Source organism: Pseudomonas sp. H1_D04 (assembly GCF_054683855.1).
Window position 1 is genome coordinate 1,329,028 of the sequence record NZ_CP162826.1, and the last position, 23,032, is coordinate 1,352,059.

Sequence of the window (23,032 nt, forward strand, 5' to 3'; positions counted from 1 at the left end):
GAAAAGGAGCTCTCATGCTGAGGATCGCTGCAACAACAGCACTATTTGCCGCCCTTCTGGCAGGATGTGCCACTTCTCCGGTGCCAATCAAAAACGCTGTCGCGGTACCGCCTGAAAGGGTTCTTGCATACCAGAAAGACGTGCCAGGCACAGGCACGTTGTCGGTGACCCGCGACTCGGGCCATACGGGAAGCCTTTGCTCGGTTGGCCTTTTCGTAGACGGAAAAGTGGCGGCATTACTCAAGCCTGGAGAGAGGGTTTCCCTCCACGTCCCAGCGGGGTCTGTTGTTGTCGGTGCGGCATATCAAGGAAGCGGTATCTGCGGGATGGGCGCGGACCGACAAGAGCGAGAGGCAATCGTCAGTGGCGGAAAGGTGAAAAACTACCGAATATCAACAAGCGGTGACGGTGTTTTAGACATTCTCCCCACGACGCTGTAGCGAAAAGATAGGGCCGCTTTCGGGCGGCTTTGTCACGCTTTGAGACAGACGATATGGTCTCACTCAGACCAAATCGTCTGTTTCGCTAAGCGCATCCAGTACGGGCATTTAGCCCACTTATCATCAAGGAAGAGTAAATGAAATCTCGTGAACTACATACTACACCGACTCTTATTATTACAAACTATAGAATAGTCCCGCATCCCGATGGGAAGTACCTACACAGTTTCACACCGGAAAATACGAATACGGTCTATCAGTTTATTGCGAATCACGAGCCCGTTCTCGAAGAAGGCCAGAGATACAATATTGGCTTCACTGTCGAAGATAATGCGAACTGGGTGGATATTTCCGCAACTGCTAAGGCTGACGATGTTGACCAGTTCAAAAGTCACTACGTTGCACGTCTGCTCGGTGAAGAAAAGCGTTCCGTCGAAACTCAAAAATCTAGGGATCGCGTCCAACATAACGCGACTGACGGTCACTATCTGGGTAAGAAATATGCTTGGCGAATTTACGGTATGGCTGTTGCGCGCGATACCTTCGATGACTACCTAGAGGAAACCAAGCATCCAAGCACTCCATGCCTTACGGAAGGCAGCAAGTCGACCGCCTACAAAGAAGACGGTCTTGCTGCCGCGATGGATCTGTTAATTCAAACAGCCACGAGAGTTAGCGGAAACCGATTCCGCTCACCACTTTTGCCCTCAAAGAAATGGTTCCAGATCAAAGGTATTTCGGCCATCACAGACAAAAAGTAGGTTTTCACCCAATCATTTCACTGAACCCGCCCTACCTGAGCTTCTGGGGTTCAGTGAATTTAGAAACTTGATGTCAAGTTTTGACAAGTTCTCGACCTGAAAAAAGGTTAAGTTTTGTTAAGTCGCTGGCGCTGACCAATCGGAAGGAATCGGTCGATTTCTGCCTGTCGTGACTGGCTGAAACGTCCGCCCAACCAACGTGGTAACGAATAAGGTCGATTTGATCTATGACCTCCCGCTTCACCGGAACATCACTGCCGTGCAGAGTGGCAGCGCAAAACGCCTTAAGTCGTTAAGCTTGTCAAAATGCCGTTCCGACTTAACTAGCGCAGCGCTGCCAAAAGAGAACGGATGAGTTGCCTGCGGCGTACATACCAAGAACGAGGATTTCATGCATAGTCTGCTGCTAGGGAATGGCGTCAATCGGGCCGCACTACAGAAGGATTGGACGCAGATCCTGCGGGAGCTTGCGGCCCAGTTTGACGCTGACGAGCTAGTCCACCATCTGGGCTCAAAGCCTCTTTCAATGTTCATCGAAGAGCTCTGCGCTCGCTCAGAGGGTGTATTCCGACATACTGAGCACGACGTCAAAGTGGCATTCGCAAAGCTGCTGGAGCAGATCACCCCTATCGAGGCGCATCATAGGATCTGCAATCCGTTCAAAACCATCCTCACCACAAATTACGACTTTACGATTGAGGAAGCCTTTGTAGGGCCTCTCTATAACCCGGCTTTTCTTTACCCCGAAACCCGTTACAGCCTGTTCCGCCGCTATCAGGCAGGCGCCAAGGATATATGGCATGTTCACGGTGACTCAGCTAGACCCAGTTCGATGGTGTTGGGATATGACCAGTACGCAGGCAGCCTGCAGAAGATACGTAATTACGTCACTGAAGGTGTGAAGATCAAGACGCTCGGCTACCGACTTTCATCCCCGGTCAAGAACGGTGTGATCGAATTCGAAAGTAACCGACGGATTTACTCATGGGTAGACCATTTTCTAAGAGACCATCTGCACATCGTTGGGTTAGGTATGGACTTCACGGAAATAGATCTCTGGTGGTTGCTGCTCCACAAACGCCGACGGACCAACCAGACAGGCAAGATATTCTACTACCAGGCGGGGCTGTCCTTAACCGACGATACAGCTGTTACCTCTCTAATGAAGTCGCTCAATGTCGAAGTAATTCATGTGGTTGCAGACAGCTACAATGAGTGCTACCTGCGTATCGCTGACGAGATTGAGGGCCGGATAAAGGCATACCCCGAACTGTTATCCTTGCCTGAGCGATGCATTGAGCAGTCCAAGTACCAAGCTATAAGCCTACCGAGGGCCAAGGAAATGCAGCGAAGCTTCAGGTTCCCGTCACCTTCGAAGACTTGAAGCGCATCAATAATCGTCGTCCTTCGTTCGTTTCGATTTGAAGCCAATGTGCTATCGAACTAGCAGCTACCAGCAACAAGCTTTCCTCTCGGTTCTGCCAGTGGGAGCTTTGGATCGATACCTGCCGGTATCCAAACAGGTATCCACGGATTAACGCAGATCCACGTTGGATACCCGGGCGGTGACCGCCATCAGTGACCAATTGGTGCTGGTCACTGCCACAAGACGCCCAAATTGCGAAACAACCCCATGTAAGGCTGGTGCCCAGTTTCGTGCTGGAGCGTGTTGCGCAGTGTTTCGCGCACACTCATCGCGCACCTGGCCTGCGCGAAGCGGTGCCCTGGCAAGATTCACGCACCCTCACGCAGCATATTTACGCACTGGGCCGCGTAATGCCCTGGCGGCCCGCAGATGCTCAAGCCTCAGCAACGGCCGCTGGACTGCGCAGTAACTGCGCAAATTGCGCACAGCTGATACGCATGGTTGGTACGCACTCCGGGGATATGCCAGCAGTAGATCCGGTGGCCCGTGAGGCATAGTTGAATGGCTAAACTCACAGATGGCCTGACTGACTAGTGTCGCTGGCCGTAGGAGAGAAAAATACACTCACCGGAAACTGATCATCATCGCTAAAAAAAGTAACAAAGCCTAAGCTGGCCATTACCTATCACTCACTAGAGTTGCCTTGCCACCATGAGTATCGACGCACTTGTATACACTCAAATTGCTTCAATCCTCGGCTACGTGGGGACGGTATTCGGCCTCTATCGCCTGCTCGTTCAGCAGAAGGAAAGTGTTATTCAGCAAAAAGACAGCGTCATACAGCTGTTGAAGGAGAGTCTGGCCGATCGAGACCACCGAATTGACGCACTGAAATCACAAACCCCAGACGCCCTGGCGTCGGCGTTATCGGATCGAATTAGGATGTCTGTGGATGAGATTGCTCGATTGAAGATTGACGGAGGTACTCATTTGCAAGAAATCGCTCAAAGGGAGGAGGACCTTAGGGCTCTTCAAGAGCGACTGGGCATGATCGCTGAGCTCATACGAGGTAGCGATCTCGTATGTCCACAATGCGGAGCCCCGCTGGTACAGCGCGAACAACACACTAATTACATAGGTCTCGATAATCGTGACTGGGGTTATGTTATCGAGTTCCGCAAATATGACTGCGGCCTTTCTGTAAGCGACGAAAAGGAAATTTCTCCTTGCGAGCATCCGAAATGATGATCAAGCAGCCGTAGAAGCTCAAACAGTTATGGGTATCTCCCCATAAAATCCGGTCGCGCCGCGGCAAAGCAAATGTGGTTTGCACTGAGGTTCGCACCCTCTTACGCGAACCTGGTGCGAACCAGTGCGGCAGCCTGTTATCAAAAGCTATGGTTGCCAGGCGCTGGTTTCCACTGTGGTTTCCAGGGTTTTGCAGTGGTTTCCACTGGCAACCAGATCAGTTGCCGAACAATCCCAAGGAGGTGGTGCGACAAGCTTGCAAGCCCTTCACAAAATCCAACGGGCGCGTAGGATCAATAAGCGCAAATAGGAGGGCGCCCCTATGAAATTGATCATGGACTTCAAGGCCGACTGGCACGAAACACTCAGGGAGATCATGAAATCAGAATGGGATCTCGACACGAAAGCCATCACTGAGGACGTTCCTGTTCACTACTTCAACGCGGCCCAACGCCGCATAACCACGACGCCGAGAAAGGTTCTTGTATCTGATACTTTTCAATGCCCAGCCGAACATTTGCGGGGTTGGGAACAGATCAAGCTAAGCGTGATAGAGGGTAAGGATCTCAATTCCCATCTGAGCAAACTTATAGGCAAGGTAAAAAAAACTGATCTTCTGCTCAGCGACTGGGGAGTACATCACCTACATCTGGGCACCGTGTTAGACGGACAGTACATGGACAGAACAGGGCCGCTTTTGTTTGCACGAGTGACCGCAGACATTTTTTATGCGATCGATGTGTATACACACGACGACTTTGCGGACGCGGAGATTGTGGAGGTCGTGCATAGGAACTGGCCTGAATCGATAGAGCATTGGGCGCTTCGTGGAATGCAACCCAAAGAGACGCTGACATCCGATCAGCGCGAAACGCTACGAAAGAAAAGGTACAACTCTTTTGTTCAAGTGAAGGACGGCACTACATATGCTCCCATCGGTGGAGGGTATATGTTTTCTGGCCACAGCATATTTGCGATCACGGAAATGGACAAAGAGCATGATCTTCTCGAATGCTTGGAGCAGTTCATTCCCGACCTGATGCCCAAATTGCTTCCCGAACTCGAAAAGCGTGGTTACTCAGAAAATGGTGATCTCAGGGTGAGCCTAGTTCTGACCGATTTCGCTTACTTTGCTCATTTCCCCCAATACAGCATTGCCACCGAGCTACAGAAACGGCGCCCAGGGCCTTGGAGCGCTGCTGTCTCCAAAAATGCCAAAACCTTGAAGTGGACCTAAGCGTAGAGCACGCACTTTGACCACACTTTGACGGAATGAGAGACAGGCATGAGACGGAATCCAAGCTGGGTGGGCGTCTGAGGCTCATTCCGTGTGTGCTGCGTCAAAGTAGACTGTCTGGCCGTCTCACACCCCCGACAGACCCCAGACGGGTCTTCAGGTGCCGGTGCTACGCTCTCTCGAAACACGGAGAGCCACCATGACTGATACCAAACTGATCGCCAGCCTGTTCGACCGCCTCAATCAAAACCAGCTCGCACTGGGCGCCGCAGTGGAGGAGCTTTCCAACTGGGTCGAACAGCGCGGATCGGCAGACATCGCCAACAACGTGCGCGGCGCACTGGAAACGCTCGACGAGAACCTGGTGTCTATTCGCCAGGGTATTGGTGAGCTGGTCGTCGCCGGCAGCCTGGGTAATTGACCGAACCCCATCCTTAAAGTTGTGTCATATGAAAGCTGTAAGGCTCGCTCGCTTGGCAATATCGACTTACCAGAAAGGATAGATTTTAAAAAATGAATGACGGACCTCCTAGGAAACTTTTTGCCAGACTCAGCACTCCGTTAGATAGCCCACAACGAACTTCACGCACAACCTGAATTGTTACTCAGCGATAAATCAAAATACTGAGTTACATTATTCAAAAATCTTCCTCTCTAACCACTCCCAAATTCAACAGCCTGTACTCCATAGCACTATTCGACACAACGAATGCCGAAGCCAAGCGCCTAGCTAGATCTCCCGGATACATATAGTTACCCTCACCATGCCTCTGGCTTGCATTAAGTATATATTCCGACATATCTAAAACGAGATTCGCCGGCATTAATATTTGCGCTGCAAAATTATTTGCTTCAGACTCCAATATATCCCAATAAGACTGAGTTCGACTCATAGTCTTTCTATTATCTTTAAAGCCTTGAGAAACCTTATCTCGATGCAAACAAAAATGCCCCAACTCATGAGCCAGTGTAAACCTCCTTCTTGGCTCATATGAATTCTGAGTAGGATTTATTGTTACAACAGGAATATCTCCTTCAAAAATAATCTGACCTATAATATCAAACTGCTCTAGCGCATAGTCATACCTCACCTCAACACCTAACAACCTAGCGATTTCATCAACATCAACCGGAATGACAGGTCTGCCAGGCGAATTCCTCTCATACATAGCAAGAACATCATTTGCGAGCATAATTTGATTCATTATTTGGCATTCCTCTTCGCTAACCTTTCAGCAAGAGCCCTCATTCGCTCAGTGTGATCAAGAGTCGACTGGAGAACATTCTCGTTATCGACAACTTTCTCCTTAACAAGTTCATTAAACTTATCATTCATAAGCTTATTTAGATGCGCTATAACATCAGGATTTTCCAATACCGCAGTAATAATACCAACACCCATGACCTCGTCTTTCCCGACGCAAGCTATTAACTCATCGATAATTTCAGATTCGTGAGCACTTTTAGCAGCAGAGAATTGCTGAGCAATAACATATCCAGCAATGGCCAAAAGAACCGTAATACCCACAAATATTATCGTGGTAAAAACAATGTAGGTATTAGCAATGGCAAATGCATCACTGGCTGTTTCGACGTTGACATTTTTTATCCACCCCAGCACCCAAGGCGACAGGGTTCCACCAGCAAAGCCTACAAGTGCTACAAACGCGATTTGCACAATCCTTATCAAACTACTGTTCGATACGTTTACTGGCTTTCTTTTTCCTGCTTTTTTTTTCTCAGCTTCTTTGCTCATCTCTATCCCTAGCTAGATCGGCAGTACCTTCATATCATAATGACATGCCGCTTGCATTTTTACATCTCCAAGCTTCGATACCTGACTTGACGGTCAGGATAGTGAGCTAGATCGATAACCAAAATCCGAGCCATTCAGGCGCACCTACGTGATCCCAAACCCTTTCTGCACTCGAGAGCGCAGCGGCACTAAACATCAAGAGTTTACCGATGCTTCCATCCGCCTAGCACCAGATCGGAGCAAGGGGAGCGACTTGCTTATCCCGAGCATTAAATTAGCTAGCGCCCCCACCAACCCCACAATTGACATTAGTGAACTGAGCCAGTGTGGCATTTCGTCAATACATTAACTCCTTATTACTTGTGAGCAAAAAACTAGTCAAAAGTTTGCAAGCATGCGTAAGATCGCTTAAGCGGTTCCGCTATGACTATGCTCTATAAGTATGTCTTGGATTTTTGGCATATTTGAATTTACTATTTAGCAGCCACCTCCGCGGGCTAAATAACTGGGGGAAGGAGTTCAGATCAATTAATCGAAAAAATCAGGTTCGACATCCATGGGCTCACAGTCGTAGCTGCCTTGAGCAATATCAATTTCGATATCCCAGTCTTCTGGCGAGGAGTCGCCTTGCACACCGGAACATGTCAGATAAGCTTGGACTTCAATGACTACGGATGATGCAAATGAATCTGAGCCAATAGAAATCTCTTCACGATCGATGGAATCCCAAGCTAAGAAATCGACATATACTGATAATTCTACCTCGGCCTTAATCGCCAACTCGATAACCCATGTTGCCTTATCATCACTTAACGACCAGACTTCGGCAGCATCAATTTCGAACGAGCGGAGCTGCGCATCGTTAACTTCGGCCTCTACACGTGACACGGTACCGCTAACCACGTTATCCGCGCTCCATGAAGCGTTAACCACATGCTCGACAAGCGCGTCGTTAACTGCGTCTTTGACTGGGGAGCCATCTGTTTTCACAGCATCTATGACTTTTTGCTCTACCGCCTGAGCATGCTCATCGGTTGCAGCAAATAAAGCAGCAAGCTCTTCAATAGACCTTACGCAGTACAAATAATCCGACTCATCTGCAAATGTGCTCCAGCCTTCATCACCGGACGCAACAATTCCCATCGTGCGCTTTTCCTCTGCATGTCCTTCAAGCAACAACAGGGAAGCAGCATCAGGGAATTCTGATTTCTTATCTTTCCGCTTTGCAAAAGGTGCTTCGCCAGCAAAGTAGAGGTTAAACATCTGCTTCGCCAGATCATTCCCTGCAACCGGTAGGACATCACCACCACCGCAGCTATTTGCGTACGCCTCAACTTCATCCCGAAAGGCTTTTGAAGCAGTTCGCTCTACATCCAGTCCGTCGAATAATCCATCAATGTGCTCCATCGGTGCCGTAGCTAGGCGCTTTAGGCTGCCCGAGGCCGTTTTAAAGCTTCCTACAGCCTCCATTACTTTGACCATTCGATGAGCCACAATTTCGCGAACAACCACGTCAGACAGATACAGGGCCATTGTGTCCGGAAGCTGTTTGGGTAACTGCTTTAATGCGCCCTCAGCGAAATTGTAGCCGGCGCTTTGGATGAGGTCAGTGTCCAATGAGAAGAAGGAGACATCCCCCTCCCACAACTGGGCTGCGGTGGGCATTCCTTTGGGCATAACTCAGCACTCCTTGATTTCAGGTGGCCAGCATAGATCCAAACGATAAGGACTACCACAGAACGAGGGGAAGGAAAGGCACAACCCTGTTCCGGGGTGGTGCTGGCAAGGGGGAATGGCAAGAACGCCTCTGTGCAGTGGAAGTGCCACACCGCGCCAGCACTACCTCCTCAGAAGTGAGGAGCTAGATGATCCTGCCGCTTTTGGACTGGCCCATCAGCTTAGTGGTGATATGACCACTCCTTTATACCCACGGCGGGTTTATCAAGATGGCTGTACCGTTCGTCGGGGATGAAGCAACGAATCTCGCCCGGCTTTTTCAGCCAGCGTGAAACGGGCCAAAACCACCGCAGCAGACAGCACTTTGTATCCCATTATGTATCCCTCATATAAAATTAAACACTTATAACCAACAAAAACAGTAGCTTACATAACCAGTTCAAATGTCTGTGTACCACCAAGTACTAAAAACGGCTTACCGAAAGGTAGGCCGTTTTTTTATGCCTGTAGAAAAGTGCTGAGGCATACTCGCAACGGTCTACCTCCACGACGCGGCGCTGAACCCCACAGGACATCCCTTCATGAGCCTTGATGTGTTCGTAATCATCATGCTGGGCGCTGCGCTGCATGCCACGTGGAATGCAGTGGTCAAGGGGGGTGACGACAAGCTGCTGACCACGTGCATGATCGCGTCCTTCGCTTCACTGATCGCGCTGGCGGTCATTCCGTTCCTGGCAGTGCCTTCGACGCAAAGCTGGCCCTTCATCGGCGCGTCGGTGATATTCCAGGTGCTGTATTTCGTACTGGTCGCCTCGACCTACCGCGTTGCCGACATGAGCCAGACCTACCCGATCATGCGGGGCACCGCGCCGTTGCTGGTGGCGACGGCGAGCTTAGGGCTGCTGTCCGAATCCTTGTCCGCGTTTGCCTGGCTCGGCATTGCCGTGATCTGCATCGGTATTTTGAGCATGGCAGCAGCCCCTTCAGCCGGTCAGCGTAAAGGGATACTCCTTGCGCTGCTTAACGCGGCTGTCATCGCGGGCTACACCCTCATCGACGGAATAGGTGTGCGCAAATCCGGTGCCCCGGCGGCCTACACGTTGTGGATATTCCTGTTGACCGGCATCCCACTCGGCGCATGGGCATTGGCCCGCCGTCGACGCGAATTCAGCCGCTATCTGGCGCGTCACTGGCGCCCCGGCGTGATAGGTGGCTTCGGAACCGTCGCGTCCTATGGCCTGGCGCTGTGGGCTATGACCGCGGCCCCCATTGCCACGGTTGCGGCGCTCAGGGAGACCTCGATTCTGTTTGGCATCGTGATCTCGGCGCTGGTGCTCAAAGAGCAGTTGACCCGCGCCCGCATCGTGGCCGCGTGCATCATTGCCGCCGGGGCGATGGTGTTGCGACTGGGCTGACGCGTCGACAAACAAATCTTCCATCACCCTATCAAATGAGACAGCTTCTCATTAGTATGCCCGCTATCCGCGCAATGCAGCATCAAGGTATCAGGGGCCATGGAGACAGGGACGCCAGGGGATCAGGAAAAACTCAGCGCCGTTTTCATCGGGCAGCGCAGTGCGTTAATCCGTATGCTGTCGCGCGTCGTCGGCTGTTCGAGCCAGGCGGAGGACTTGGCCCAGGAAACCTATCTGAAGGTAGCTAAGGCGCTGTACACCCGCCCGATCGAACACTTGAAGCCGTTTCTTTATCAAACTGCGCAGTATCTGGCCTTTGATCATTTGCGCAGTGTGCGCAGTAAAAGGCGCTACGAGTGCCACTTGGCCGAAAGCCTGGTTGTCGAGGTGCCCACAATGGCACCCGGACCGGAGAGCCAGGCTCAGGGCCAGCAGCAACTGCAGCGGTTTCAACAGGTGCTCGCTACCTTGCCCAAACGCCAGCAACAAATCCTGGTATTGCATCGACTGCACGACCTGTCCCAAGGCGAGATCGCCCAGCGCCTGCAGGTGTCGTTGAGTACGGTGGAAAAAGACCTGCGCCAAGCCCTCACTGCCTGCGTCAAGCAAACGACCTACCATGATTGACCGTCCCGTCATTCCCGAAGCAGTACGTGAGCAGGCGGCCGATTGGTTCGCCCTGCGCGATGAAAGTGCGCGCAACCTCATCACCCGTCAGCGCTTTGAGCAGTGGCGCGCGGCCGATCCCCTGCACGCCACCGCCTATTCCGAAGTGGAGACGCTGTGGGAAAACCGCGCCTTCGAACAAGCCTTGAAAGACCTCGCCGTCGACCTTGAATTGCCCCCTTCCCCGGTAACCACCAAGCCTCCCAAGACACGTTTTGTGGCTGCCGCCGCTACCCTGTTGCTCGCACTGGGCATCGGTTGGATGGCCGACGTGCCGATGCGCCTGCAAGCCGATCACATGACCGACGTCGCGCAGCTGGAACGCTTTGACCTGGAAGATGGCTCTCACATCGTGCTGGGCAGCCACAGCGCAATCAGCACCACCTTCGACGGCGCCCAGCGGCGCATCAAGCTATTGCGTGGAGAGCTCTACGTCGAGGCCGCCCACGACTCTAAACGCCCACTGAGCATCGAGACCAACGAGGCCAGCGTAACCGTGGTCGGCACGCAATTCAGCGTCAGCCAGCGAGACTCGGAGGTCACTGTCGCCGTGCGTGAAGGCCAGGTGCGCTTCGCCAACCGCAAGGGCGAGCAGAGCCTGCTGCAGGCGGGTAACTGGCAACAGCTACGAGATGGTCAACTGCAACCGCTGTCCCTGGAAGGCAGTGAACGGCAGATGGCCTGGATCAACGGGCGACTGTCATTCCAGAACGCGCCACTGGTGAAGGTGCTGAAAGAGATCCAGCGTTACTACCCGGCGCCGATCCTGTTATTCAACGATGCCGCCGCCGGTGAGCGGGTCAGCGGGAATTACCAGTTGGACGATCCCCTGGCGATCGTACAGGCGTTGAGTAAAGTCACGTCCACCCACGCCCAGCGACTGCCCGGTGGCATCCTGGTGATTCGCTGACACAGAGCCCCCGATACCTTCGAAAAGTTTTACGGCTTTCGAAGGTTCAACCCGTCAAGAACTTTGCCTTTGCAAATCATTCCTATTTCTAACGGGGCTCACATGCACTTTCCAACACTCAATCCGACCCATGCCCGCAGCATGCTCGCGCTCGCCATCTGCCTGGCGTGCAGCCCGGCGGTTGCGGTGGAGCCAGCAGGCCAGCCAGCCACTCGCGAAGCGGCGGACACCCGCAGCTTCGCGATAGCGCGTCAGTCGCTGGTCAATGCCCTGGATCAATTGAGTGTGCAGAGCGGGCTGCAAATTGCCTACGCGGCGGACCTCGCTCAGGGCGTCGAATCCCCCGGCGTCAGCGGCCGCATGACCGCCCTGGAAGCGCTGGCCCAACTGCTCAAAGGCACGCCCCTGAGCTTCGAGCCCAACGGCCCCAACGCGGTGATACTGAACCGCACCGAACAACCCGGCGCGGCCTTGCAACTGGGCACCACCACGGTGATCAGCAACCAACTGGGCACCGTCACCGAAGGCACTGGCTCCTACACCCCGGGGACCATCGCCACGGCTACGCGCCTGGTACTGACGCCCCGGGAAACACCACAGTCCATCAGCGTCGTCACGCGCCAGCACATGGATGACTTCGCCCTCGACAGCGTTGACGACGTGATGCGCCACACGCCCGGCATCACCGTTTCGGCCTACGACACCGACCGCAGCAACTACTATTCGCGCGGTTTCTCGATCAACAATTTCCAGTACGACGGCATCCCCTCGGCCGTGCGCAACGTGGCCTATTCGGCGGGCAACACCCTGAGCGACATGGCGATCTATGACCGTGTCGAAGTACTCAAAGGCGCCTCTGGCCTGCTCAGCGGCGCCGGTTCCCTGGGCGGCACCATCAACCTGGTACGCAAGAAACCCACGTCGGAATTCCTCGGCCATATCACCACAGCGGCGGGCACCTGGGATCACTACCGCACGGAAGTGGACGTCAGCGGCCCACTGACCGAAACCGGCAATGTGCGCGGGCGGGCAGTAGCGGCATATCAGGACAACAAGTCCTGGATCGACCGCTACTCCAACAAAAGCTCAGTGTTCTACGGCATCCTCGAATTCGACCTGTCGCCCGACACCCTGCTCACCGTGGGCGCCGATTATCAGGACAGCAAACCCAAAGGTTCGACCTGGTCCGGCAGTTTCCCGCTGTTCAACTATTCGGGTGCGCTCAACGACGCCAAGCGGTCTTTCAGTAATGCCACCGATTGGAGCAGTTGGCAGCAATACACCCGCACGGTGTTCGCGAACCTGGAGCACGACCTCGGCGACGGCTGGGTCACCAAGCTGCAACTGGACCACAAGCTCAATGGCTACGATGCCCAGATGGGTGCGATCCAGTTCTACCAGCCGGCAGCGGATGGCACTGCCGACATTAACGCCCAGCGCTACAAAGGCGAGACCACCAGCGATTCCGCCGACCTGTACCTCAGCGGTCCGTTCAACTTCCTCGGTCGCGAACACGACCTGGTGGTCGGCGGCTCCATCAGCACCGCCCACTGGAAGGGCAAGGGCTACTGGGACGAAACCTTCCCCACCGCCAACCTGGTCGACTACTTCAACTGGCACGGCAACCTGGCCAAGCCGGACTGGGGCGTGGCCTCACAAGTCACCGACGACACCATTCGCCAGACCGGCATGTACGTCACCACCCGCTGGAACCTCACCGACGATCTGAAACTGTTGCTCGGCGGGCGCGTGGTCGACTACACCCTGACCGGCACCACTGACACCTACCGAGAGACCGGGCGTTTCATTCCCTATGCCGGGGCCATCTATGACCTCACGGACAACCTGTCGGCCTATGTCAGCTACACCGATGTGTTCATGCCCCAGGAAAGCTACAACCTCGACCGTAACCGCAAGCTGATCGACCCGGACGAAGGCGAGAACTACGAAGTGGGCCTCAAGGGCGAATTCCTCGACGGTCGCCTGAACGCCAGCCTGGCGTACTTCGAAGTCAAGGAAAGCAACCGCTCCCTGCCCGACGATGCATACAACAACCAGACCCCAACCCCGCCCAACTTTGCCTTCAAGGGTACCGACGCGACGACCAAGGGCTATGAGCTGGAGCTGTCCGGCGAAATCGCCCCCGGCTGGCAGTTGCAGGGCGGCTACACCCACAAAGTGGTGCGCGACGATGCCGGCAAAAAAATCTCGACTTTCGAGCCCGAGGACCAGGTGAGCATGTTCACCATCTACAAGCTCAAGGGCGATCTGGACAAAGTCAGCGTCGGCGGTGGCCTGCGCTGGCAGAACACGGTGTGGCAGGACATCTACAACGGGCCCAAAGGAACGACGGACGCGTTTTCCCAGGAGTCCTACTGGGTGGTGGACTTGATGACGCGCTACCAATTCACCAAAAACCTGTCGACGACGCTGAACCTGAATAACGTATTCGATAAGTACTACTACACCAACGTGGGTTTCTATAACTCCGCCATCTACGGCGCGCCGCGTCACTTCATGCTGACCACCCGCTGGGACTTCTGATCACTTGAGCCACACGGCCTATCCCAGGGTAGGCCGCTTTTGACGCCCTCCTTTGCCACTGTTAGTGTCCAGCCTCCCCACACACGGAGTGCTCACTGCGACGCACCTGTAAACCGCTGCCCCCAAGGACAACAGATCATTCTCAAAATGAACGGAGTTCAGCACGTGCTTTCGATTTCTCGCCGTCAGTTGTCGGTTATTGCCGCAGCCCTGGCCCTTGCGGCCTGTCACACCCCGGTCAACGAACAGCCGCCGGCACCGGAGCTGGGCTCGGGCTATCGCACCGACCTGACCACTCAACACGCCGAACGCCATATGGCCGCCGCCGCCAACCCGCTGGCCGCCGAAGCCGGGCGCGAGATGTTGCGCAAAGGCGGTTCGGCGATTGATGCAGCGATCGCCATGCAGGCGGTGTTGACCTTGGTGGAGCCGCAATCCTCCGGCATTGGCGGCGGCGCGTTCATCATGCTGTGGGACGGGAAAAAGGTGCACGCCTATGACGGTCGGGAAACGGCGCCGGCAGGCGCGACGGAGCGGTTGTTCCTGAACGCCGACGGCACACCGATGACCTTCACCGACGCGCAGATTGGCGGGCGCTCGGTGGGTACGCCCGGTGTGCTGCGCGCCCTGGAGATGGCCCATAAGAAGACCGGTCAACTGCGATGGGCCGAGCTGTTTGAGCCAGCGATTCGTTTGTCGGAACAGGGCTTCGCCATTTCACCACGCTTGCACAGCCTGATCGCGGCTGACCGATTTATTACGCAATCGCCGGAGATGGCCGCCTACTTTCTGAACGCCGATGGCACACTCAAAGCCACCGGCACGCTGCTGAAAAACCCGGCGCTGGCCGCCGTGTTCAAGCGCATCGCCAACGAGGGCCCTGATGCGCTATACCACGGGCCAATTGCCGATGAAATTGCGCGCAAAGTGCAGGGCAATCGCAATGCGGGCAGCCTCTCCCAGGCCGACCTGAAGGGTTACGCCGCCAAGGAGCGCGAACCGCTGTGCACCGACTACAAACGCTGGAAAATCTGTGGCATGCCGCCGCCGTCGTCAGGCGCGGTTGCGGTCGCGCAGATCCTTGGTACGTTGCAGGCCCTGGAAGCCCGCGACCCGCGCCTGGCTATCGCACCGATGACACCGATAAAAAGCGCGTTGCCTGCCGGGTTTGAGCCGACGCCCGAGGCCGTGCACCTGATCGCCGAGGCCGGTCGCCTGGCCTTCGCCGACCGCGCGCTGTACCTGGCTGATTCAGACTTTACGCCGGTGCCGACCGCCGGCCTTGTCGCGCCCAACTACCTGGCCCAACGCGCCGCGCTGATCGGTGAGCGCAGCATGGGCATCGCCAAGCCAGGCCAACCTGCGGGCATACAAATGGCCTACGCGCCGGACCGTTCGCCACTGCGCATTTCCACCTCCCAAGTGGTGGCCGTGGACGACATGGGCGGCGCCGTATCGATGACCACCACGGTGGAAGCCGCGTTTGGCTCCCATGTGATGGTCCAGGGCTTTTTGCTCAACAACCAGATGACCGACTTCTCATTCATCCCCGAAGAAAACGGTCAGCCGGTAGCCAACCGCGTACAACCCGGCAAACGCCCGCGCTCGGCCATGGCGCCGACCCTGGTGTTCGACCGCGAGAGCGGTGAGTTGCTGGCCACGGTCGGTTCGCCGGGCGGCTCCCAAATCATCGAGTACGTGAGCAAATCCCTGGTGGCCATGCTCGACTGGAACCTCGACCCGCAAGCCGCCATCAGCCTGCCCAACTTCGGCAGTCGCAATGGCGCTACCGAGTTGGAGGCCGGTTTGTTCAGCCCAGGGCTGAAGCAGGCGTTGAAGGACAAGGGCCATGCACTGAGCGAGATCGACATGACCAGCGGCATACAGGCCATCGTGCTCAAGCGGGACGCCCAGGGCAAGGTATCGCTGAGCGGTGGCGCCGACCCTCGTCGCGAAGGCGAAGCGCTCGGCGACTGACTTTATTGAACGGAGGTGATCCCTTGCATCAGGCTGAAAATCTCGCTGCCATCCCTGGCATCGACCACGGTTTCTGTTCGATAGATGACCCACTGCGCCCGGATGACGTGTTCATCTGCAAGCAAGTGCACAGCGCCTCAGTGATTGAATGGCAGGCGGGCCAGGTACCCAACACGATCGAGGCCGATGGTGTGTTGACGCACCACGCTCACCCGATCGCGGTGATCACCGCAGATTGCCTGCCCATTCTGTTCGCATCGAAAACGGGCGAACGGGTCGCCGCAGTACATGGCGGCTGGAAGGGGCTGCAACGCGGGATTATCGCCAACGTCATGCAGCGCTTTGCCGCCGAGGGGATACCAGCCAACCAGTTGCAAGTGGGTATCGGCCCTTCGATCAAGCCGTGCTGTTATGAGGTGAGCGAAGGGTTTATCGCCGAGTTCCAGATTGACCAGGGGCACCTGTGGCAACACGGCCTGGCACCGTGGAGCTTGGAGCAACCGGCACCGCTGCGGTCACCGGAAATTAGCCCGCCCCATGCAAGGCAAGCAGGTAGCGCATGGTTTGACTTGAGCGGCTATGGGTTGTTGTTGCTGCAAGCGGCGGGTATCAAGCGAGAGCAGATCGACGTGAGCGAGGTATGCACTTACTGCACCTCGCCGACGTTTGCCAGCTATCGCAGGAGAACCCATCACCCGGCGGAAGCGAAGACGTTGATTTATTCGTGGATTGCTCGTAGACCCTGACGAACCTACGCCCCCTTGTGGCGAGCGGGCTCGCCACAGGTATTTATCCCATCCGTTAGCGGCTGATCTTCAAGCCCTTACGCCCCGCATGCCGCTCCAGCGCCAGCTCAATCAACCGGCTCACCAACTCGCTGTAGCTCATCCCCGCCGCCTGCCATAACTTGGGGTACATACTGATGCGGGTGAAGCCGGGCAGTGAGTTAATTTCGTTGATCAGCACTTCGCCGTCGTCGGTCAAGAACACATCGACCCGCGCCAACCCTGCGCAGCCGAGCACGTCAAACGCTTCAAGGGCCAAGCGGCGAATACGCTCACTGGCTTCATGGCTGATATCAGCCGGCACCACCACCTGGGCCGCCTGGCCGTCGATGTATTTGCTGTCGTAGGAGTAGAAACCGCTGCTCACCACGATCTCGCCGCAGCCGCTTGCGACGGGGTTTTCGTTACCCAGCACCGCGCATTCTATTTCGCGGCCGCGCACGGCGGATTCCACCAGCACCTTTTGATCAAACCCCAGCGCCAGTTCAACGGCGGTGTGGTACTCGGCCTCGTTGCCAACCTTGCTCACACCCACCGAAGAGCCCTGGTTGGCCGGTTTGACGAACATCGGCAGGCCGAGTTTATTCACCGCAGTTTCAAAGGAAGTGCGCGCGGCGTTGCTGCGGGTCAGGGTAATGAACGGCGTCACGGCAATGCCGGCGTCGCGCAGCAAGCGCTTGCTGATGTCCTTGTCCATGCACACTGCCGAGCCGAGCACGTCGGAGCCGACGAAAGGCAAGTCAGCCATGCGAAGCAGGCCTTGCAGGCAGCCGTCTTCGCCGAGGGTGCCGTGGACGATTGGGAAGATCACGTCGATGTGTGCCAGCAGGCCGTTGCCGGAGGTTTCCACCACCTGCTGGCTGGCTTTGCCGGGCACCACCGCCAGTTCGCGGTTGGATTGGTTAAGGGCGATGAGTGCCGGGTTTTCCTGGTTGTTCAGGAAGTTCGAGGTGTCGTTGAGGTGCCAGTGGCCGGCCTTGTCGATGCCGATCAGGACCGGCTCAAAGCGTGCACGGTCAAGCGCATCGACAATATTGCGCGCCGACTGCAACGAGACCTCGTGCTCAGCCGAACGACCACCAAAAATAATCCCCACCCGCACCTTGCTCATGACTCGCCTCACTGTTGAAAGTAAGGCTTCTTACCACGGGCGGTCAGCGATTCGCTACCAGATGTGCGCCGAACAACACGTAGCAACCACCGGCAAAACGATCGAGCCATTTGCGTGAGCGACTGTAGAGGTTGGCCATGCGCGCACTTGAAAACACCAACGCCACGCAGGAATACCAACTGAACGACAAGCTGGCCATGGTGATCACCGCCAGGGTCAGCAGCATCGGCGACGGAGACGGCGGCATGGTGGAGGCGAAGATGGTGGCGACGAACAACGCGGCCTTGGGATTAGACAGGTTGCCCAACAACCCCAGGCGCCACGCGGAAAACAGCGAACGTCGCGTGTCATCCGGCAATAGGCTCTGGCCCATCGCCGGTGCCGAGCGCTTGAACAGTTTCAGCCCCAGGTAAATCAGGTAGCAGCCGCCGATGATCTTGAACGCCAGGTACAACATGGGCGCAGCGGTAAACAGCGATTTGATGCCCAGGCCACCCGCCAGCCCCCACATGATCGTGCCGGTGGACACGCCCGCCGAAGCCACCACGCCATGGCGGCGCGAACAACTGGCAGCCAACTGTGCCGTGTTGAAGAAGTTGGGCCCAGGCGTGACCACCGCCACCGTCCACAGCAGGGCCAGCGAGACCAGGGGAGCCACGTAGGCGGGGTTGATAACTTCCATTGGGCAGCTCCATCAGCGCAGGGACGAGCAAGGAGCATAGACCTCGCCAATCGCCTGCACAATCGTACAAGACCCCGGCAGACAAGGGTTGCAGACTGGGTTAACGTATTTCCATCTCTTCTTGTGACACGCCACCATGGGCAACCCTAGCCACACTCTCGACTGGCTGCACCGCGCCCCGCATGCCAGCGGCCTGGATCGTATCGAGGCGTACTTTGCGGGCTTTGCGTTCGACCCCCATCGCCATGACACCTACGCCATCGGGCGTACCTTGTCTGGCGTGCAGAGTTTTCACTACCGCGGCGACATGATCCACAGCCTGCCCGGCACGACCATGGTGCTTCATCCCGACGAGACCCACGACGGCCACGCTGGCAGCGACGAAGGCTTCAAGTACCGGATGATCTACGTGGAGCCGTCACTGATTCAGCAGATACTCGGCGGCAAGCCGCTGCCGTTTATCCCCAGTGGTTTATCCACTGACCCAAGGCTGTTCCGCGCCAGCGAAGTGCTGCTGCAGAACCTCGATCATCCGATTGACCCGTTGCAGGAACAGGACGCGATGTTCGACCTGGCCCATGCGCTCAACAATGCGTCGGGGGCGATCGTCAGCCGTAAGACCTTCGATTACGTAGCCGCCGAGCGTGCCCGGGAGTTTATCCACAGCACCCTGGGCCGCAGCATCACCCTGGACGAAATCGCTGATCACGCTGGCCGCGACCGCTGGGCATTGTCGCGGGATTTTCGCGTGCTGTTCGGCACCAGCCCCTACCGCTACCTGACGATGCGCCGCCTGGACCTGGTGCGCAGTCTGCTGGCGCAGGGACAGTCGCTGGTGGACGCCGCGCTGATCGCCGGCTTCACCGACCAGAGCCACATGACCCGGCAGTTTCGCAGCACCTACGGCATGCCGCCGTCCCGGTGGGTGAAGATGCTCGGGCGCTGAGTCAGCGTTGTAAACATGCACTCTAAATGTGGGCTTGCTGTGATGAGTTCGACATGGGATGGCGCTCTTTCAGCGCCAGCACCAACACCGCTCCCACCAGCGCAATCGCCGCACTCCACCACAACGCCAACTCGATCCCACCCGCATTGGCCACCGACACCAACACCGCCAACCCCAACGCGCCACCAATCTGCTGGCTGGTAGACGCCATCCCCGCCGCCACGCCCTGCTCCCCAGGACGGATGCCTAGCCCGGCTGCCACCCACATCGCCGTCCACGTCATGCCCTGGCCAATGCTCAGGATGAAAATCCCCGGCAGCAGCGACCAGAATCCCACCCCGGTGGGCAATGCCCAACACACCAGCGCAATCCCCACCGCGCCGGCCAATTGCCCGCTGACCAAGGTGTTGCGCAGCCCCAGCCGCGCCATCGAGCGTTCCGCTAGCCAGATGCCAAATGTGCACACCAAGGTTGCCGGCAAAAACGCCAAGCCCGCTTGCAACACGCTGTAGCCGTAGACCTGCTGGTAATACAGCGCCAGGAAGTAGTACTGCACGCCAAAGCTGCTCATGAACACTGCCGTCAGTACCATGGCCATGCGCAATTCTCGATAAGCCAGCAAGCGCAGCGGCATCAGCGGATCGCGGCCGCGATGTTCAATCCAGGCGAACAGCCCCAGCAATGCCACAGCCAAGGCGATACAACCGAGGGTCGACGGTGCCGCCCAGCCCCACTCGGGGCCTTGCACCAGGGAAAACACCAGCAACGTACCGCCGACGGTCACGGTCAGCGCGCCGCTGATATCGAAATTACGGCCGTGGGCCCGCGCGCCATCGGCAGGAATCCAATAACGCGCCGCCCATGCACAACCGCCAGCCAACGGCACGTTGACCAGAAACACCGCCTCCCAACCCCACACCTGGGTCAGCACACCGCCGAGCAAGGCGCCGAGCGCCAACCCCGCGGCTGACGCTGCGCTCCATACCGCGAACGCACGGTTGCGTGCCGGACCTTCGGCGTAGTGGGTGTTGATCAACGCCAGGGTCGCCGGGAACAACAGCGCGCCGCCCACGCCCTGCACTGCTCGCGCCAACACCAGTAACACCGCGCTGCCGCCGACCACTGCCGCCAGCGACGACAGCGCATACAGCGACTGGCCAACGCGATACAGGCGGCGCTTGCCCAACAAGTCAGTGGCGCGGCCACCCAGCAACAAGAAACCGCCAAACGCTACGCTGTAGGCACTGACCACCCACTGCAATTGCTGGGCAGAGAAATCCAAGTGAGTGCCGATCTGCGGCAGCGCCACAAATACGATGGTGGCATCAAGGGCGATGATCAACTGAGCGGTGGCCAGTAACGCCAGCATCCAGCCTGAAGGTCGTGAGGGAGACATCACAGCGTCCTGTCCGAAAATGAAGTGCCGCCAGTGTCTTTTATGCGGGCCAAGTGATAAATAGCCCTACCACTCTTTCAGTAATGACTTTAATCATGGATCTGAATGCTGTTCGCCTGCTGGTCCGCGTGGCCGAAGCCCGCAGTTTTACCCGTGCGGCGGGTGATCTGGGGCTCACTCAGTCGGGCCTGTCCCGCGCCATCTCACGCCTGGAAAACGAATTGGGCGTGCGCCTGCTGCAACGTAATACGCGCAGCGTCAGCCTGACCCCCGATGGCCAGATGCTCTACGAGCGCAGCGCGCCGCTGCTGGCGGAACTGGCCGAAACCGAAAAGCTGATGCTCGACCGTCGCTGCAGCCCATCGGGCCTGTTAAAAATCAGTACACCTTCATTGTTCGGCCGCAAGGTGGTGATGCCGGTCATCGGCGAGTTGACCTTGCGTTACCCCGAGTTGCGCATCGAAGCCGTAATGACCGACCGCCTGGTGGATATCGTCGATGAAGGCTTCGACGCGTTGTTGCGCACCGGAGAAATCCAGGACCAACGCCTGATCGCCCGCAACCTGGCACCCCTGCGATGGATCACCGTTGCCGCACCCGCCTATCTGGCGCGCTTTGGTACTCCGCAGACAATTGATGAACTCAAGGACCACCACTGCCTCACCGTGCGCAACTTACGTACCGGCCGTATGGTGGATTGGCAATTCATGATCGACGGCAAAGTGCAGGACGTCAGTGTCGAGGGGCGGCTGATCTTTGATATCGGTGATGCGATGGTCGACGGCGCCGTGGGAGGCTTTGGCATTGCCCAGGTAATGGATTTCGCCGTGCGGGATGACCTGGCCACAGGACGCCTGGTGCCAGTATTGGAGACAGTCGCCGGGCGCAGCCGGGGCATCTCGTTGGTCTACCCGCCATCCCGGCAGTACTCGCCAAAATTGATGGCGTTTGCCGAGGCGCTGGCAAACGCACGCTGGTGAGGCTTAGAGCTGCCGCCCCACAATCGGCTGGCCGATGCTCAGGAAATTACCGCCGGCTACATGGTGCAAAGTGCGCAACTCATCATGACCTTCAAAGTGCCAGTGGCCTTCACTGAACACCCGCTCGTCGGCATAGGCCGCGACCACTTCGCCGAGGAACAGGTCATAGGTCTGCTGGTTGTGGGGTTCGGGAAGCAGGCGACATTCCAGCCAGGCTACGCAGCCTTCCAGCAAGGGCGCATCGGTGTGTTCACCGCTGAAGGTTTGCAAGCCATACGTGGCGAACTTGTCGCGCTCGGTGCCGGTGGTATTGCCGACTGTCTGAACCAGATCGGCCTGGGCCGCGCAGGGCACCTGCAGCACGAACGTGCCGGCGCCTTCCAACAGCTGACGGGTCCAGGTGGCCTTGTCCAGCACCACAGCGACTTTCGGCGGTTCGAAGTCCAGCGGCATGGCCCAGGCCGCCGCCATGATATTGCGCTGGCCGTTGTGGGCCGCACTGACCAGCACGGTCGGGCCGTGGTTGAGCAAGCGATAGGCCTTGGACAGCGGAACGGGGCGGCAGTGGGCAGGGCTCATGGAGGATCGGCTCTTCTAAACGGAAAAAACCTACGATACCTCAAGCATGAGCCCTACGGGTCAGGTCGACAGTTGGTTAGCGAATTGCCCCACAGCGCTGACCACCTTCTGTGCGCCGTCCTGGATCTCCACAATCACCGTGCCCGCTTCCGCCGCCAGGGCCAGACCTTGCTCGGCTTGCAGACGGCCGTCGGTCATCAGGGCTACCGCATCGCGGGCCATGTCCTGGTTCTGACGCACCACACCGACGATTTCCTCGGTGGCTTTGCTGGTACGCGACGCCAACTGGCGGACCTCATCGGCCACTACCGCAAAACCGCGGCCCTGCTCGCCAGCGCGCGCCGCCTCGATGGCCGCGTTGAGCGCCAGCAAGTTGGTCTGCTCGGCGATGCCGCTGATGGTCTTGACGATGGTGCCTATCACCTGGGATTGCGCGTTCAGCGCCTCAATGCCTTCACCGGCCTGTTGCATGTGCGTAGCCAGATCGCGCATCACTTCCACCGCCTGAGTCACCACCGTGGTGCCGCGTTGGGCGCTGTTGTCGGTTTGCAGGGAG

At 57.0% G+C, this 23,032-nt stretch carries 22 protein-coding genes; 14 read left to right on the top strand and 8 right to left on the bottom strand.

The genetic code is table 11. The features are described from left to right. Positions 1-14: 14 nt before the first annotated feature. The 6 genes from AB4N82_RS06265 (at position 15) to AB4N82_RS06290 (ending at position 5,473) form a co-directional block, all read left to right on the top strand. Positions 15-440, top strand: a complete 426-nt coding sequence (locus AB4N82_RS06265) for a hypothetical protein (RefSeq protein ID WP_460104695.1) — start codon at positions 15-17, stop codon at positions 438-440. Positions 441-577: 137 nt separating this feature from the next. Further along, positions 578-1,201, top strand: coding sequence for a hypothetical protein (locus AB4N82_RS06270; RefSeq protein ID WP_219266393.1), 624 nt, complete (start codon positions 578-580; stop codon positions 1,199-1,201). A 391-nt stretch (positions 1,202-1,592) separates the two neighbouring features. Continuing rightward, positions 1,593-2,585: an SIR2 family protein gene (locus AB4N82_RS06275; protein ID WP_460104697.1), complete on the top strand. Its 993-nt coding sequence runs from the start codon at positions 1,593-1,595 to the stop codon at positions 2,583-2,585. Between the two features lie 693 nt (positions 2,586-3,278). After that, entirely contained in the window at positions 3,279-3,812 is a 534-nt protein-coding gene (locus tag AB4N82_RS06280) for a hypothetical protein (protein ID WP_460104699.1), read from the top strand. Between the two features lie 325 nt (positions 3,813-4,137). Further along, positions 4,138-5,052 (top strand): hypothetical protein, encoded by a 915-nt coding sequence (locus tag AB4N82_RS06285; RefSeq protein ID WP_460104700.1) that lies wholly within the window; start codon positions 4,138-4,140, stop codon positions 5,050-5,052. Positions 5,053-5,251: 199 nt separating this feature from the next. Then, positions 5,252-5,473 carry a hypothetical protein gene (locus AB4N82_RS06290; RefSeq protein ID WP_177006925.1) on the top strand — a complete coding sequence of 74 codons (222 nt, stop codon included), beginning with the start codon at positions 5,252-5,254 and terminating at the stop codon, positions 5,471-5,473. A 217-nt stretch (positions 5,474-5,690) separates the two neighbouring features. Here the strand turns inward: AB4N82_RS06290 and AB4N82_RS06295 are convergent, their stop codons facing one another. The 3 genes from AB4N82_RS06295 to AB4N82_RS06305 all read right to left on the bottom strand — a co-directional run bounded on the left by AB4N82_RS06295 (position 5,691) and on the right by AB4N82_RS06305 (position 8,485). After that, positions 5,691-6,257 carry an ImmA/IrrE family metallo-endopeptidase gene (locus tag AB4N82_RS06295; protein ID WP_177006926.1) on the bottom strand — a complete coding sequence of 189 codons (567 nt, stop codon included), beginning with the start codon at positions 6,255-6,257 and terminating at the stop codon, positions 5,691-5,693. Next, positions 6,257-6,808, bottom strand: a complete 552-nt coding sequence (locus AB4N82_RS06300; RefSeq protein ID WP_460104703.1) for a hypothetical protein — start codon at positions 6,806-6,808, stop codon at positions 6,257-6,259. The genes AB4N82_RS06295 and AB4N82_RS06300 overlap by 1 nt, the downstream gene beginning before the upstream one ends. A 528-nt stretch (positions 6,809-7,336) precedes the next feature. Continuing rightward, entirely contained in the window at positions 7,337-8,485 is a 1,149-nt protein-coding gene (locus tag AB4N82_RS06305) for a PIN domain-containing protein (protein WP_460104705.1), read from the bottom strand. Between the two features lie 581 nt (positions 8,486-9,066). Between AB4N82_RS06305 and AB4N82_RS06310 the strand changes: the two genes are divergently transcribed. The 6 genes from AB4N82_RS06310 (at position 9,067) to AB4N82_RS06335 (ending at position 16,743) form a co-directional block, all read left to right on the top strand. Beyond that, the gene (locus AB4N82_RS06310; protein ID WP_122752366.1) at positions 9,067-9,900 is read left to right on the top strand and encodes an EamA family transporter; all 834 of its coding nucleotides are present in this window, start codon (positions 9,067-9,069) and stop codon (positions 9,898-9,900) included. 99 nt (positions 9,901-9,999) lie between these two features. Next, the gene (locus AB4N82_RS06315) at positions 10,000-10,527 is read left to right on the top strand and encodes an RNA polymerase sigma factor (protein ID WP_099601919.1); all 528 of its coding nucleotides are present in this window, start codon (positions 10,000-10,002) and stop codon (positions 10,525-10,527) included. Beyond that, positions 10,520-11,476: a FecR family protein gene (locus AB4N82_RS06320; protein WP_122752365.1), complete on the top strand. Its 957-nt coding sequence runs from the start codon at positions 10,520-10,522 to the stop codon at positions 11,474-11,476. The genes AB4N82_RS06315 and AB4N82_RS06320 overlap by 8 nt, the downstream gene beginning before the upstream one ends. 102 nt (positions 11,477-11,578) lie before the next feature. Then, positions 11,579-14,020 (top strand): TonB-dependent siderophore receptor, encoded by a 2,442-nt coding sequence (locus AB4N82_RS06325; RefSeq protein ID WP_122752364.1) that lies wholly within the window; start codon positions 11,579-11,581, stop codon positions 14,018-14,020. Positions 14,021-14,167: 147 nt separating this feature from the next. After that, a complete protein-coding gene (gene ggt, locus AB4N82_RS06330) occupies positions 14,168-15,997 on the top strand; it encodes a gamma-glutamyltransferase (protein ID WP_122764706.1) in 1,830 nt (609 codons plus the stop codon). Positions 15,998-16,020: 23 nt separating this feature from the next. Further along, the gene (locus tag AB4N82_RS06335; RefSeq protein WP_122764705.1) at positions 16,021-16,743 is read left to right on the top strand and encodes a purine nucleoside phosphorylase YfiH/LACC1 family protein; all 723 of its coding nucleotides are present in this window, start codon (positions 16,021-16,023) and stop codon (positions 16,741-16,743) included. Between the two features lie 55 nt (positions 16,744-16,798). On the opposite strand, the gene ddlA is transcribed toward AB4N82_RS06335, so the two are convergent. Then, positions 16,799-17,893 carry a D-alanine--D-alanine ligase gene (gene ddlA, locus AB4N82_RS06340; protein ID WP_122764704.1) on the bottom strand — a complete coding sequence of 365 codons (1,095 nt, stop codon included), beginning with the start codon at positions 17,891-17,893 and terminating at the stop codon, positions 16,799-16,801. A gap of 43 nt (positions 17,894-17,936) precedes the next feature. Beyond that, positions 17,937-18,575 carry a LysE family transporter gene (locus tag AB4N82_RS06345; RefSeq protein WP_095183754.1) on the bottom strand — a complete coding sequence of 213 codons (639 nt, stop codon included), beginning with the start codon at positions 18,573-18,575 and terminating at the stop codon, positions 17,937-17,939. Positions 18,576-18,711: 136 nt separating this feature from the next. On the opposite strand from AB4N82_RS06345, the gene AB4N82_RS06350 reads away from it, so the two are divergent. Beyond that, complete coding sequence (locus tag AB4N82_RS06350; RefSeq protein WP_122764703.1) at positions 18,712-19,521, top strand: AraC family transcriptional regulator; 810 nt, start codon at positions 18,712-18,714, stop codon at positions 19,519-19,521. A gap of 22 nt (positions 19,522-19,543) precedes the next feature. Here AB4N82_RS06350 and AB4N82_RS06355 read toward each other — a convergent pair whose 3' ends face one another. Beyond that, positions 19,544-20,890 (bottom strand): MFS transporter, encoded by a 1,347-nt coding sequence (locus tag AB4N82_RS06355; protein ID WP_099601914.1) that lies wholly within the window; start codon positions 20,888-20,890, stop codon positions 19,544-19,546. Positions 20,891-21,012: 122 nt separating this feature from the next. Here AB4N82_RS06355 and AB4N82_RS06360 point away from each other — a divergent pair, with 122 nt between their 5' ends. Beyond that, on the top strand, positions 21,013-21,897 hold the full coding sequence (locus AB4N82_RS06360; protein WP_032886062.1) for a LysR family transcriptional regulator: 885 nt from the start codon (positions 21,013-21,015) through the stop codon (positions 21,895-21,897). Between the two features lie 3 nt (positions 21,898-21,900). On the opposite strand, the gene AB4N82_RS06365 is transcribed toward AB4N82_RS06360, so the two are convergent. Continuing rightward, positions 21,901-22,476, bottom strand: coding sequence for a flavin reductase family protein (locus AB4N82_RS06365; RefSeq protein WP_095183750.1), 576 nt, complete (start codon positions 22,474-22,476; stop codon positions 21,901-21,903). A gap of 60 nt (positions 22,477-22,536) precedes the next feature. Beyond that, positions 22,537-22,968, bottom strand: coding sequence for a methyl-accepting chemotaxis protein (locus tag AB4N82_RS06370; protein ID WP_371926554.1), 432 nt, complete (start codon positions 22,966-22,968; stop codon positions 22,537-22,539). Between the last annotated feature and the right edge of the window lie 64 nt (positions 22,969-23,032).

What these genes read in the sequence shown, in the direction of transcription:
- AB4N82_RS06265 (WP_460104695.1), top strand. Translation starts at nt 15, where the DNA reads ATGCTGAGGATCGCTGCAACAACAGCACTATTTGCCGCCCTTCTGGCA.
- AB4N82_RS06270 (WP_219266393.1), top strand. Translation starts at nt 578, where the DNA reads ATGAAATCTCGTGAACTACATACTACACCGACTCTTATTATTACAAAC.
- AB4N82_RS06275 (WP_460104697.1), top strand. Translation starts at nt 1,593, where the DNA reads ATGCATAGTCTGCTGCTAGGGAATGGCGTCAATCGGGCCGCACTACAG.
- AB4N82_RS06280 (WP_460104699.1), top strand. Translation starts at nt 3,279, where the DNA reads ATGAGTATCGACGCACTTGTATACACTCAAATTGCTTCAATCCTCGGC.
- AB4N82_RS06285 (WP_460104700.1), top strand. Translation starts at nt 4,138, where the DNA reads ATGAAATTGATCATGGACTTCAAGGCCGACTGGCACGAAACACTCAGG.
- AB4N82_RS06290 (WP_177006925.1), top strand. Translation starts at nt 5,252, where the DNA reads ATGACTGATACCAAACTGATCGCCAGCCTGTTCGACCGCCTCAATCAA.
- AB4N82_RS06295 (WP_177006926.1), bottom strand. Translation starts at nt 6,257, where the DNA reads ATGAATCAAATTATGCTCGCAAATGATGTTCTTGCTATGTATGAGAGG.
- AB4N82_RS06300 (WP_460104703.1), bottom strand. Translation starts at nt 6,808, where the DNA reads ATGAGCAAAGAAGCTGAGAAAAAAAAAGCAGGAAAAAGAAAGCCAGTA.
- AB4N82_RS06305 (WP_460104705.1), bottom strand. Translation starts at nt 8,485, where the DNA reads ATGCCCAAAGGAATGCCCACCGCAGCCCAGTTGTGGGAGGGGGATGTC.
- AB4N82_RS06310 (WP_122752366.1), top strand. Translation starts at nt 9,067, where the DNA reads ATGAGCCTTGATGTGTTCGTAATCATCATGCTGGGCGCTGCGCTGCAT.
- AB4N82_RS06315 (WP_099601919.1), top strand. Translation starts at nt 10,000, where the DNA reads ATGGAGACAGGGACGCCAGGGGATCAGGAAAAACTCAGCGCCGTTTTC.
- AB4N82_RS06320 (WP_122752365.1), top strand. Translation starts at nt 10,520, where the DNA reads ATGATTGACCGTCCCGTCATTCCCGAAGCAGTACGTGAGCAGGCGGCC.
- AB4N82_RS06325 (WP_122752364.1), top strand. Translation starts at nt 11,579, where the DNA reads ATGCACTTTCCAACACTCAATCCGACCCATGCCCGCAGCATGCTCGCG.
- ggt (WP_122764706.1), top strand. Translation starts at nt 14,168, where the DNA reads ATGAACGGAGTTCAGCACGTGCTTTCGATTTCTCGCCGTCAGTTGTCG.
- ddlA (WP_122764704.1), bottom strand. Translation starts at nt 17,893, where the DNA reads ATGAGCAAGGTGCGGGTGGGGATTATTTTTGGTGGTCGTTCGGCTGAG.
- AB4N82_RS06345 (WP_095183754.1), bottom strand. Translation starts at nt 18,575, where the DNA reads ATGGAAGTTATCAACCCCGCCTACGTGGCTCCCCTGGTCTCGCTGGCC.
- AB4N82_RS06350 (WP_122764703.1), top strand. Translation starts at nt 18,712, where the DNA reads ATGGGCAACCCTAGCCACACTCTCGACTGGCTGCACCGCGCCCCGCAT.
- AB4N82_RS06355 (WP_099601914.1), bottom strand. Translation starts at nt 20,890, where the DNA reads ATGCTGGCGTTACTGGCCACCGCTCAGTTGATCATCGCCCTTGATGCC.
- AB4N82_RS06360 (WP_032886062.1), top strand. Translation starts at nt 21,013, where the DNA reads ATGGATCTGAATGCTGTTCGCCTGCTGGTCCGCGTGGCCGAAGCCCGC.
- AB4N82_RS06365 (WP_095183750.1), bottom strand. Translation starts at nt 22,476, where the DNA reads ATGAGCCCTGCCCACTGCCGCCCCGTTCCGCTGTCCAAGGCCTATCGC.
- AB4N82_RS06370 (WP_371926554.1), bottom strand. Translation starts at nt 22,968, where the DNA reads ATGCGCGATCTGGCTACGCACATGCAACAGGCCGGTGAAGGCATTGAG.